The following is a 12,009-nucleotide window of genomic DNA, read 5'->3' as shown; positions in this document are numbered from 1 at the left end:
GGACGATCACAATGGTTGCTAAAAAGAAAGCCGCAAAAAAGAAAGCCGCTAAGAAAAAAGCTGCAAAGAAAAAATCTAAGAAATAACTTAGATTTAATTCTTACTTTGATATATCGAAGTAAGATTTGTGTAAACCCGCAAGACCTGCGGGTTTTTTCATTTATAGGGTGTAGATTCTATAAAAATCTAGGCAATTGCCCTCGTAAAACCCCTCCGACTCATCAAAAATCCCGATTTTTTATCCGAATTGCTTCTTTCCATACCAATGAATTGAAAATGATCCTTCTTATTGATCGAATCAAAGAGAGCTTTCATCAGTGATTCAATGTTCGGATGCACAACATTTTTATAACTTTTGCGTGAATGATCCTTACCCCAGATCTCTAAATGGTCTGTATCTGGCATTTTTAAGATAAGAGAAGGGAGGTCATAACGTTTCATCAGCACATTGCAAACATCTTCGAAACCATACTCTGTGATGGAATTAAAATCAAAAAATACAAGTAAGTAGAGGATATTGGTTGGTTCCAATCGTCCATTTTCATCAGAAATTTTCTGAATCCCATCTAAAACAACATAGCGCAAATTCTTTGTTTGAATCCAAAGTTTCTGGTCTTCGTGGCGTTTGAGGTTCACTTCTTCCGAAAACCGCTTTTGGAATACGGTAGAGAGGAAAAATCCGGAAGAATCTTGTTTTTCTTCGAGGATTCGTTCTAAAGAAAAGGGTTCAAACTCTAAATTGAAGTACTTTGTATACGTCTCTGCCATATCATTTAAAGTAACGGACAGATTTTAGAGTTTGAATCGGATTTTTTTACAATAAAGATCTAGAAAATTAGAATTCTAACATCCTTCGTTCGCTGTCGTGAAAGAAACTATAACCTTCTTTCTTCCAGGTTTCCCAAAATTTTGCAGAACCTTCTCGCATAAAACAAATTCGTTCTTCAGTTGCAATGGGAGTTAATAAGAGAAAATTAGCGCGTTTTCCATTCTCAGTAATGAGTCCATGTAGGTTTGGTAGAGATTCATTAGAGCCTTGTTCTATTTCGTCTGTGACGTTGCGTAGAACGAACCAGTTGAAGTCTAGATAAAGTTGGTCGGGATCTTTTCTTGGATTTTGAATGGTATGAGAATGACCAAACCAAATTCCTGTGTTCCAAGGAAACTTTACCATCTCACCCAGGACATGTTGGATCCAAGTTTCTGATTTATCTTCTGAGTCTTTTAAAAGTTGGATGGCAAAAACAAGTTCGATACGAGAAAAGTTTTCATAATCTTTATGATAGAGTTCGATAGAAGGTTGGTTTTGTACACTCATCCCAATCGTGGAAAAGATTTTGATCCCAGGAAATTCTTTGGGTAAAAATGATGCGATTCCTAGAGAAGGATACTTTCCTCCATCAGCAGACCAATACTTTTCATGTTTTCCAAGTTTTGATTCTAAAAAATCCAATCGTAGTTTTTGTGCTTTCTTCCAATGATCTTTTTTTGCAACAGATTCCCAAAATTTTCGATTGGTCCTCACTCGTTCAGCAATCACTCCATTTTCTGGATCACCGAGAGGAGAAGCAGTAGGAGCTTCTTCTTTTGCAAACTTCGCATATCCATGAATCCCTTTGATCCCTGACCAAGAAGGAAGATACGCTTGTAGTTCTTCTTCTACAAACAAAGCAACACCATCACCTTCTTCTGACCAAATGAAATGGATTTGGTCTTCCGTGAGTGAACTTTGTGCATTGGGATCTGTAATTTCTGATTTGGTCAATACTGGAGCAAGGCCCGCATCAAAATCTTCATCCACACGAGCCTCAGGTGCATCAATTAAATTCCGCACCCAAAGTGTTTTCATGGGCCACTCAGGGTTGTTATGTGATTGTAAGTAAAGGTAAATGGTTCTTCCATCATCTTCTAAAAAGGCAGTAAAAGAACCGTAAGGATTTGCTTCTTGGTATAAAACTTTTGGGGTAATGGGATTCATTAAAATTTATGCGGAACAACTCTCTCTTTAAATTTTGCTAGTAATTTGGATATGGTTTCATCCATTCCTTCTTCAAAATAAATATCTGGATAATATCCAGAGGCATTTCTTAGACCGATGAGTTCTGGTTCATTCCACTTCCTATAACTTTTGAGTGAGTTCCAGACTTCTTCCGAAGGAGAATGGTTTTCCTTTTTTGCGTCGATGAAAGATTGGATCGTGCGAGTTGGGGTCATACGTGTATAGATTCTTTGGTCTCGGAGGGAAACCAACTAAAATTTTAGACTGTTTCGACAGCCGGTGTCGATTTTCATTGGATTTCTTTGGCAAGTGGGTGAAAAATTACAGTGACTTACTTTTTTCAGGCAATCCATTTCGAAATCCATGCACTTGTTTCACAAATCTGAATCGGAAAATCTTTTACCTTATGACGGGGTTTTACTCTATATCCCGCATTTTCTCCCCACGGATGAATCCGATCGGGTTTATCTTTCTCTTATGGAAGGGATTGTTTGGAAACCGGACGAGGCCATTCTCTATGGAAAACACATTACTACCAAACGGAGTGTGGCTTGGTATGCAGAAAAAGGTTTTTCTTATCGTTATTCAGGAACCGCAAAAACTGCCCTTCCTTGGTCGCCGGAACTCATCGAATTAAAAGCCAAAGTGGAATTGGCTTCTCATGAAAAATTCAATTCTTGTCTTTTAAACTTATACCATGATGGGAATGAAGGAATGGCTTGGCATAGTGATGATGAAACTTCGTTACGTCCTAACTCTACGATAGCTTCTGTCAGTCTGGGAGCCGAACGGCTCTTTCGTTTTAAACATAAAAAAACCAATGAACAAGTAGAGTTGTCATTGGAACATGGAAGTTTACTTTTGATGAAAGATGTGATTCAAAGGCATTGGTTACATTCCCTTCCCAAAGCGATGAAGGTCAAACGACCAAGGATCAATTTAACCTTTCGTCAATTTGGAATGATTTGATATCCTCTTTGTAAGAGTAAGTCTCGAAACTCTTCGTCCGATTTTTGATTCCATTGGACAAGTGTTTTATAAGGATCACCTTTTAAATCCAATACTTTACAAAACGCTGGTTCTGTTTTGATCCCTTGTTTTTTTAAACTACGTATTTCTTCTCGGAATGTTGGATCTGCCAAAGTTAAAAATCGATTTTCCACCATCATATGAATCCAAGCATACTGATCAGTTGGTTCCACCGATTGTCCAAAAATTTCATAACGGAACTTTTTTGTTTCAAATCGACAAATCAAAGTGGCTCGGAGTGCGATTGTTTTTTCAGAAAAACTATAATTTGATAAATTGCGAAACTTAGCATAACAAATCTTTTGTAAATGAGCAGGGATATTGAATTTTACTAAGATATCCACATCACTGGAATCGGTATCAATATCCAAAGGGATGGTTCCGGCCAAAGTAGGTTTGAAACCATGTAAGGATTTTAGAATTTTCCAATCTTCTAAATCCCTGGCAAGTTCCTGTTGTTTGGGTGTTCCCGATTGGAGAAATTCAAATTGTTGGAAGGGATTGGAAAACAGGGCTTGCATATTATGTCTCGTGCACTCGGTCTCGGCCCCCACCCTGAATGGGTGGTGGAGGCGGGCTTGTGGGAGTTGATTCACGGCCCAACTCCTACCATAAATTCAAACTCTTGTCTCTTGGGAATTCAATCTCACCAAAAAATCTTAAGAAAACTTCGTAGTTTCACCAAACCCTACTCCATACAAACAAATCACGAAAAAAAACTTATAACAATCCTGAACTTTCCATTTGGTTTACGTGGTCGATAAAAGTATCTTTTAACGGGCGATAGGTGATTCCTAAATCAATTTTGCTATACTCATTATTTAAGTTTAACGGTTGGCCAATATTATTTTTTGTATAACCCCAAGATAATCCAAAAAAAGGACCAATCACATAAACAAGAGCCTTCGGAAGATTTCCCGTAGGAAGAGAATATTTGTTTCCAAAGTTTTCTTTGATGATTTTTGCAACACCTAACATAGGCATTACTTCTGCTGACGTAATATGCCTTCCTTTCGCATTAGGAGTAAAACCTGCTAAAATATGTGCCTTTGCAACATCTCTCACATCAACAAATCCCATTTTTGTATCGGGAACACCTGTGCGAAAAACACCTTTCAACATATTTTTCATAAACTCAACACTGGTTCCATCCAAACGTTTAGAAAGAGAAGGTCCCATTACAAAAGATGGATTGATTACAACTAAATCCCAACGTGTTTGTTTTTTTTGAATTTCCCAAGCTTCTTTTTCGGCCAAAGTTTTAGAATAAGCATATGGTTGGTGAGTGAGGTTACTTGTTGTATTCCAATGTTCTTCAGTAAAAGTTTGGTTCGGAACTTGTAACGAATCAATATTGTCGCCAAAAATGGAAGCAACACTTGATGTTAAAACAACTCGCTTAACAGATGAAATACGATTACAAGATTCCAGAACATTTTTTGTACCTTGTAAAGCAGGATCAATCAATTGTTTTTGTGCATTTTTAACACCTGCAACAAAAAATGGAGAGGCTGTATGGATTACAAGTTCGACACCTTCAATCGATTTGTCAAAACTTCCATCTACCATAAGATCTGCTTCAAACAAACTTAGTTTGTCTTTAAACTTTTCTTTTAACTCTAACAGATGTTCAATTTTCGAAGTGTCTTTCAAACTTCGAACTGTTGCTCTCACTTGTTTCCCATCTTCTAACAAATATTTGACGATCCAAGATGCGATGTATCCCGATCCTCCTGTAACAACGATTGGCAATTCTGGGTTGATCGATTTCATATTGAATTTTAGACTAAGTTCCGATCTCTATCGCAAACAAATCCAGCGAATCCAAATCCAAATTTTATCGAACCAAGAACACTTCATTTTCTTTTGTTCTTTTTTGGGCGAGGCCCTGTGGGCCCGGGCTTTTCCGGAGTCCGCGTTCGCTCCCGTCTCTGGATGTGCACTTTGTGCCCACCAGAGACCAAGTCCTCCAAATCCCTCTCGTTTGCGATCCAATCGTGTTCAAAACTAGAAATGGTTTGCCATAATGATTTTTTAGTTTTTCATTTTGGTGGTTATGCTAGACCGAACCAATTCATTTCATCCCCAAAGATTTTTTTTATTCCCATTTTTTGTATCACTCATTCTTTTTTCTTCACATTGTGTCTTTCGTCCTTCTGGAAATCTAAACCATTATGATTCTTACTTTCCTCATGACAGTAAAACAAATCCCATTCCAAAAGGAAAAGTCCGTGCCACGTTCTTAGGAACCTCCTCAATTCTGTTAGATGATGGTGAAACTCAAATTTTAACCGATGGATTTTTTTCTAGACCATCCTTATGGAAAACTGCCTTTTCCAAAATTGAATCTGATCCTAAGACTGTTTTGTCTGTCATCGAAAGAGCAAAGATCAATCGACTTGGTGCCATTTTTGTCTGTCATTCTCATTATGATCACGTCATGGATGCACCACTTGTCGCAAAACTAACAAAAGCTAAATTATTCGGTTCTTCCTCTACTCTCAATGTAGGAACTGGAGCTGGGTTACCGACTGATCAAATGCAAAAGTTTGTCACAGGAAAACCAATCGCCATCGGAAAGTTTACAGTTACCGTATTAGAATCCAAACACACTCCACCTTTCCGTATTTTTGGAAAAACAAATGCAACAGATCCAAACCATCCAAACATTGAAACTCCTCTCGTCCAACCTGTAAAAGCTTTTGATTATATTGAAGGTGGAACTTTTGATTTTTTCATCCAACATGGGAAAAATAAAATATTCATCAAAAGTAGTACAAACTTTGTAGAAGGAGCCTTGGATAAGTTACAAGCAGATATTTTATTTTTAGGGATCGCTCAACTTTCTTTGCAACCGGTTTTATTCCAAGATGAGTTTTACAAACAAAATGTCCAAACGCTAAAACCTAAACTGATGATTCCCATACATTGGGATAATTTTTTCAAACCACTCTCGGAACCACTGGAACCCAATCTTCAGTTGGGTGATGATTTTGATGCCAATATGAAATCGATTTTAAAAAGAACAGAAAAAGAAAAAATAGAAGTTAAGCTTTTACAAGGTTTTGAAACCATCGATCTGTTTTAGATACAAAAGTTGATTCCTTATTTGATTCAAAACATCGTACATCTGATTGTTTGCGAGATCTTATTTTGTAAGTTTTTAACTTAAGTTAAAAATAAATTATTCATTTTTGATCTCTATTAGATGAGTCCCTGTCATTTAGGTAGTGGACTCACCAAATCTAACTTTTGAGAGTCATACCCATGCCGAATCCAATTTCAAACCAAAACTATTTTTTACTTTCCTCTTACCAGATTTTAAAACGAAACCAACCCAGTCGTTTTACGTTTTTTGAAATGATCCGAATGCCAATGGTATTGATGATTTTTATGGTAGCATTTCAATTTTCTCTTTTTGCAAAGTCAGAACCAAAACCAAAAGTTTTAATTGTGATGAGTGCTGCAAATACACTTTTGTTAGATGAAAATCAAAAACACCCTACAGGAGTTTTTATAAACGAACTCGCCCATCCTGCCATTCATTTGAACCAATCCGGTTTTGATTTGGAGTTTGCCACACCAAATGGCAAAAAGGTTACACTTGATCCAGAAAGTTTAAAAGATAAATATTGGAACTCTACAGAAGAAAAAGAAGAAGCCATTCGTTTTTTAACTTCACTCTCTTCTTTCCAAAACCCAATGACACTCGAAATAGCCATTAAAAACTATCAAAGTTATATCGGGTTACTCATTCCTGGAGGACAGGGACTGATGACTGACTTGTTGTATGATACAAATCTTCCCATTTTACTTTCAAGATTTCAAGAACAGGAAAAAACGATTGGTCTCGTTTGCCATGCACCGGCTTTGTTACTCACACTTCCTTCCGATTCTAAGGGAGAAGGATTTTTGTTCCAGGGTTATCGTGTGAATTCTGTTACAAAAATAGAAGAATGGTTTATCGAAACATTTGTGATGAAAGGAAAACCTAAAGTTAGAAAAATTTCGGATTTATTAAAAGAACGCGGAATGATATATGAATCTTCTATTTTTCCGGCAAGTGGCTATGCCACAAGAGATAGAAACTTAGTTACTTCACAAAATCCCTTCTCGGGAGAAGAGTTCACCAAACTGTATTTAGATGCACTTAAGGATTCTTTAAAAAAATTCTCTTTTTGATCCGACTGAGTGCTACGTTTGTAATTCCCAAATAGGCAGCTTGGTCTATTTGGGAAATTCGATCCAAAACATGAGAATATTCCTGAATGAACTTTTTGTATCTTTTTTCAGGTTCAAGGAGTAAAAAATCGGCAACACGTTCTTCCTTTTTTAAATACAATTTCGAAAGGAATTGGATGAGAAAATTTTGATAACCATTTTCTTTTTCCATTTTGGATTTGAATTCGTTTGTCGTTAATACAATCACTTCACTAGGTTCAATTGCAATGATGGAATAGGGAATGGGTTGGTTTTCCAAGACACTTGGTAAACTTCCTAGAATTCCATCTTCGAAGATAAAGGATTTGATCCATTCCTTTTTTCCATTTTTATAAATGAGTTTGAATCCACCGCTTACAACCAAACCAACGCTAAATAAAGGAATTCCCTTTTTAGCATAATATTCTTTTTTCTTTAGTTTGATTGGTTTACCGTGAGTCATAAAAAACTGACGGATTTCTTCAGAACCTACGGGTTTGGGTAAGACAACTTTCATTGGATCTGAGTTTTAAGATCGTTGTTTTTAAGAGTCTGTCTACTGATTCTTTATATTTAGTATTTTTGTAAGAATACAAAAATGGACTCCAAAGTTCTTCGATTCAATTCTAAAAATAGTCAGGGTTAAGTAAAAAATTTCAACAATTCCTGTATACCTGGTAGGGTATATGCGTCTAAACCATAGGAGTGAAATTTATGTCGGAAAATTTACCTAAAAGTTTTGAAGAGTTGGTACAAACACATGACAAACCGATCCTTGTGGATTTTTGGGCTCCATGGTGTGGTCCATGTCAAATGGTTGCTCCAGAATTGGAAAAATTGGCAAAAGACTGGAAGGGGAAAGTTTCGGTGATCAAAATCAACACGGATGAAAAACAAGACATTGCGGGAAGATATGGTATCACGGGAATCCCTACAATGATTTTGTTCAAAAATGGAAAAGAGATTCATCGCATTTCAGGCGCTATGCGAAGTGAGGAAATCAAAAAAGTATTTGGCGGAATGATCTAAGATCAGGTCAATTTTTTACTTGTCTAAGCCGAAAGCGTTTTGGATTCTTTGTATCTGCCGAGGTACAACCTTTGAAAAAAATAATCCTAACACTTTTGGTTTTTCTTGTTCTATTTTGTAAAAATAGTCCGATTGAAAATTCCATTGTTATAGAAAGAATCCAAGCCGCATCTTCTGCTGATGGCACAAGCCCTATCAATGTATTCATCTCTGGCAAACATTGGAAACCAGAATCTAGCCTCGATGGAATCACGATTTTTTTCTCCAATGGTGCCAAATGGAACCAATCTGGAAAAACAGACGGCCGCGCTTTTTTTAATGAAATTTCTATCGAATGCCAAGAAAAAAAAGGATATGTTGCCTTTTATAAGGACGGCAGTTATGCGACAAATTTTGACTGCACGAAAGAAACTCCCCAAAAAATAAGATCAAACGGGGTTCATGTCATTTACTTATTACCAGACTCTGGCAATGGAATCAAAACTGTTTCCTTTTTCCAAAATGGAAAAAAATTAGATGTATTGTATCCTGAACCGATTACGGGCCAAGTTACTGCTAGTAGCACACTTCCGAATTATCCCGCCTATAGTTTGTTTGATGGAAGTATCGATTTTGCTTGGGTGGAAGGTGCAAAAGAAAATGGAGAAGGTGAGTCGTTTCAGATTGAATTAGAGGATGAAATAGATTTATCCGGAATAGAAATTTTTAACGGTTACCAGCGATTAGATGCCTTATTTCACAAAAATGGTTCTGTGACTGAATTGTTAGTTTCCAATGACAGCGATTCGTTTGTGATCAAAGTGGCAGACAAACAAGGGGGGCAAAGGATTTTTTTTCCAAAACCACTTTCGGGGAAAAAGTTCAAGTTTGAAATCCAAAAAGTTCGCCCCGGAAAAACCTGGAAAGACACAGTCATTGCCGAAATTATCTTACTTGGTGAAAAAGGAAAACGATTCACCGTCGTTGATAAAAATGCGGATGAGTTTAAAAAGTCAGTTCTTTCGAAAACTAAAAATACCATCCTTTCTGGATTTGTGAACAAAGCAGTTTTTGGGGATGTATCGGACGGTCGTTTGGATTATGTATTTCGTTCTAATGGTTCTTTTGTGATTTGGAAAGATAATGTGTCCGAAAAACGAGTATTAGATGGAAATTGGGTATTACTTGATGCTTCACCTACGGAAGCTAAAATCAAAATTTTTGGACGGGACCATAAGGTTGTCACACAAAGTTTAGATTCCAATAGTCCTTATGCAGAAACCACAGAAGAAAAATCGACAGTTATCTTTGGTGATACACTCACAGTTAAAAAGTCGGCAAGAGGATTGCAGATGATTGGCAAAAAAGTCCAAATCGCAGATTAAATCCAATTGTTCGGCAAGGATATTTATTGGTACGGTGTCCAAGCAATTTCCCTTTTAGAATCGGGGAAATTGCATTCACCAGACAATTCACCTGTATTCCATATTGTTGCTTTTTTGTTTCGGATATTCGGGGTTAGCGATGAAACTCTATTATTTTTCCAGATACTAACATCTGTTTGGCTTATCACTTCTCTCTTTTTCGCCAGGTATTTGATTTTTTCTGTAATCGAAATCCCATACCAAAGAATCAATTTTATCCCGAGTATTTTGGTTTTTGTTTTGGGTTTTTTATATCCCAAACAAAGTTGGGCCTTGGGTTTTTTGATTCTTAGTTTTGGATTCTCTTTTCCTATCAGAACAATCTCATCATTATTCGCAACAACATCATTATCGACATCGCTAAAACCTTCATTTTCTTTTCCTTCTTCTTCATTGTTTCGATTCCGACGGCGATGGTTTTCCTCTGGGCTGTTTTTTATATTTGCTTTTTGGTTTCATCCTATGGTGGCTCTTCTTGGTTTGGGTGTTCTTGTTTTATACCAGATTCCAGAAAAATTCTATCCAGTGTTTTTTTGTTTTGTTTGCCTTCTTCCTTTTTTTCTCCCCGAAGATCCAAGTGGAAGGTTTTATAGTGATAAAGCAATGTTTCCTTTGTCCGCAGCGTTTGCATTAGCTGGTCTTGGGATTCTTTGGGACTGGGGTTTTTTGGTATTTGGAAGATCAGAACTCAGGTTTAAAAAAATGCGAAGGGCTTTCGCCTTTTTTGGGTTTTTACTTATACTTCCGATCTTCCACTTTGCTGATATACAATACCGAATTCTTTTGAGTTTGATTCTTCTCACTCAAATTTTTATTCAGTGGAATGTATTTCAGATTTTGGTTTGGACGGTCAGTACCGGACTTTGGATTTTTACCATGTTTACAAATCCAACTTCATTTCGATATTCCTATGAACAGATGTGGATTCCGGGAGAATCAATGGCTTCAGTACCAAACAATGGTTTGCTTATTGCACACCACGGTTTTTGTGAATACTATCATTTTCAGTTTCGTAAAGATTGTCTTTCTTTCGAGCCAGATACAAAAGCAATTTCTGAATTACCCCAAGGTACAGAAATTTATCGAGCTGTATATGGAATTCGATATGAGAATTTACTCGCTAGTAAAGACGAAAACAAAATCCCATTTTTTTCCTCCATCCAACCTTTGGGTGAATATCAACTCGTTTTAGAAAAGGACTGGAAACGTTACCGGACATGGTTGGAAAAAAGAAATTCGAAACTTCTATCCATTGCCAACTCTTGGAAAAATCCTTACAAAGAACGACCCGATTTTATTAAGAGAAAACACTCCAATGGGCTTTAGATTCAGAAAAAAACCGATCCTTGGGATGAATGAGAAAGTGCATCGCGGAACCTTACGTTTGTTTTTTGGAAAAATTTATTTCCAGTGGAAACGTTACTGGGTTTGGTTTTTGGAACGAAAGTCTTTTGCTACGAAAAAAATTTCACTTCAGGAAATTCAGAAACGTTTTCCCGTTTCTATTTTTAAACATTCGTCTCCCATTTACCGCAAACTGAAAGATGTACCTATGTATCTCCAAGAGAATAAAAGGGTAAATCTAAATATCGCCATTTCAAAGTTAGATGGAATTCTCCTGGCACCCAACCAAGTATTTTCGTTTTGGTATTTGGTGGGCAAACCAACCAAAAAAAAAGGGTATTTGCCTGGAATGCAATTGCGCAACGGAAGTTTTATCGAACGAACGGGTGGTGGACTATGCCAAATGGCCAACCTAATCTATTGGATGACTTTGCACAGTCCACTAGAAGTAAAAGAGAGATGGCGCCATAGTTTTGATATTTTTCCCGATTCAGAAAGAACTCTTCCCTTTGGATCAGGGGCCACTTTGTCTTATAATTATATTGATCTACAAATCAAAAATACAACCAATCAACACTTTGTTTTGCATCTTTGGATTGAGGATGACTTGTTAAAAGGGGAATGGCTTTCCGACTGGGATTTTCCTTTTTTTTACAAAGTGTATGAGTCTTATCATGGCTTTCATGCAGAACCTTGGGGTGGATATACACGAAGGAATGTGATTCGGAGAAAAAAGATTTCTAAAGATAAAAAAGAAATTTTGAAAGATGAGTTGGTTACAGAAAACACGGCTTGGATGATGTATGAACCCCTTTTGGAATCAAAGGGAACAAGTTTTAAATGAAAATAAACCTAAGGTATATATTATTAATAATGATTTTTCTTTTTCTAAATTGCCAAAGTGAAAAAGAAGAAATATTTGGAAAATCCAAAGAAACGAAAGAGAGAGAAAATTTTTGTAACCCTGCTATCACTATAATCGTTTGTGATGTTTTCGTTTATCAG

The 12,009-nt window shown here is 36.8% G+C and carries 13 protein-coding genes; 7 read left to right on the top strand and 6 right to left on the bottom strand.

From position 1 onward, the window contains the following. Window positions 1–186: 186 nt before the first annotated feature. The 3 genes from EHQ47_RS18070 to EHQ47_RS18060 form a co-directional block, all read right to left on the bottom strand. The gene (locus EHQ47_RS18070) at window positions 187–768 is read right to left on the bottom strand and encodes a hypothetical protein (protein ID WP_004786087.1); all 582 of its coding nucleotides are present in this window, start codon (window positions 766–768) and stop codon (window positions 187–189) included. 67 nt (window positions 769–835) lie between these two features. Beyond that, the gene (locus EHQ47_RS18065; protein ID WP_135777751.1) at window positions 836–1,978 is read right to left on the bottom strand and encodes a suppressor of fused domain protein; all 1,143 of its coding nucleotides are present in this window, start codon (window positions 1,976–1,978) and stop codon (window positions 836–838) included. Further along, window positions 1,978–2,214, bottom strand: a complete 237-nt coding sequence (locus EHQ47_RS18060) for a hypothetical protein (protein ID WP_135634064.1) — start codon at window positions 2,212–2,214, stop codon at window positions 1,978–1,980. The genes EHQ47_RS18065 and EHQ47_RS18060 overlap by 1 nt, the downstream gene beginning before the upstream one ends. 148 nt (window positions 2,215–2,362) lie before the next feature. On the opposite strand from EHQ47_RS18060, the gene EHQ47_RS18055 reads away from it, so the two are divergent. Next, window positions 2,363–2,968, top strand: a complete 606-nt coding sequence (locus tag EHQ47_RS18055; RefSeq protein WP_135747768.1) for an alpha-ketoglutarate-dependent dioxygenase AlkB family protein — start codon at window positions 2,363–2,365, stop codon at window positions 2,966–2,968. Here the strand turns inward: EHQ47_RS18055 and EHQ47_RS18050 are convergent. Then, window positions 2,950–3,549 (bottom strand): DUF4269 domain-containing protein, encoded by a 600-nt coding sequence (locus EHQ47_RS18050; protein ID WP_135777750.1) that lies wholly within the window; start codon window positions 3,547–3,549, stop codon window positions 2,950–2,952. The genes EHQ47_RS18055 and EHQ47_RS18050 overlap by 19 nt on opposite strands. A gap of 199 nt (window positions 3,550–3,748) precedes the next feature. Next, window positions 3,749–4,801, bottom strand: coding sequence for an SDR family oxidoreductase (locus EHQ47_RS18040; RefSeq protein ID WP_135777748.1), 1,053 nt, complete (start codon window positions 4,799–4,801; stop codon window positions 3,749–3,751). Between the two features lie 283 nt (window positions 4,802–5,084). On the opposite strand from EHQ47_RS18040, the gene EHQ47_RS18035 reads away from it, so the two are divergent. Continuing rightward, entirely contained in the window at window positions 5,085–6,116 is a 1,032-nt protein-coding gene (locus tag EHQ47_RS18035) for an MBL fold metallo-hydrolase (RefSeq protein ID WP_135777747.1), read from the top strand. A 179-nt stretch (window positions 6,117–6,295) separates the two neighbouring features. Then, entirely contained in the window at window positions 6,296–7,210 is a 915-nt protein-coding gene (locus EHQ47_RS18030) for a type 1 glutamine amidotransferase domain-containing protein (RefSeq protein WP_135747763.1), read from the top strand. Here EHQ47_RS18030 and EHQ47_RS18025 read toward each other — a convergent pair. Then, on the bottom strand, window positions 7,179–7,745 hold the full coding sequence (locus EHQ47_RS18025; protein ID WP_135747762.1) for a Crp/Fnr family transcriptional regulator: 567 nt from the start codon (window positions 7,743–7,745) through the stop codon (window positions 7,179–7,181). The two genes, EHQ47_RS18030 and EHQ47_RS18025, sit on opposite strands and share 32 nt — an antisense overlap. Before the next feature lie 197 nt (window positions 7,746–7,942). Here EHQ47_RS18025 and trxA point away from each other — a divergent pair, with 197 nt between their 5' ends. The 4 genes from trxA (at window position 7,943) to EHQ47_RS18005 (ending at window position 11,848) form a co-directional block, all read left to right on the top strand. After that, entirely contained in the window at window positions 7,943–8,257 is a 315-nt protein-coding gene (gene trxA, locus EHQ47_RS18020) for a thioredoxin (RefSeq protein WP_135695237.1), read from the top strand. Window positions 8,258–8,328: 71 nt separating this feature from the next. Beyond that, window positions 8,329–9,621 (top strand): discoidin domain-containing protein, encoded by a 1,293-nt coding sequence (locus EHQ47_RS18015; protein ID WP_135777746.1) that lies wholly within the window; start codon window positions 8,329–8,331, stop codon window positions 9,619–9,621. A gap of 6 nt (window positions 9,622–9,627) precedes the next feature. After that, window positions 9,628–10,986 (top strand): hypothetical protein, encoded by a 1,359-nt coding sequence (locus tag EHQ47_RS18010; protein ID WP_135748169.1) that lies wholly within the window; start codon window positions 9,628–9,630, stop codon window positions 10,984–10,986. After that, a complete protein-coding gene (locus tag EHQ47_RS18005) occupies window positions 10,976–11,848 on the top strand; it encodes a VanW family protein (RefSeq protein WP_135749934.1) in 873 nt (290 codons plus the stop codon). The genes EHQ47_RS18010 and EHQ47_RS18005 overlap by 11 nt, the downstream gene beginning before the upstream one ends. Window positions 11,849–12,009 lie beyond the last annotated feature (161 nt).

Source organism: Leptospira bourretii (genome assembly GCF_004770145.1).
Taxonomy (GTDB): Bacteria; Spirochaetota; Leptospiria; order Leptospirales; family Leptospiraceae; genus Leptospira_A; species Leptospira_A bourretii.
The sequence above is the reverse complement of the archived record's forward strand: the minus strand, read 5'-3'. Positions and strand labels throughout refer to the sequence as shown.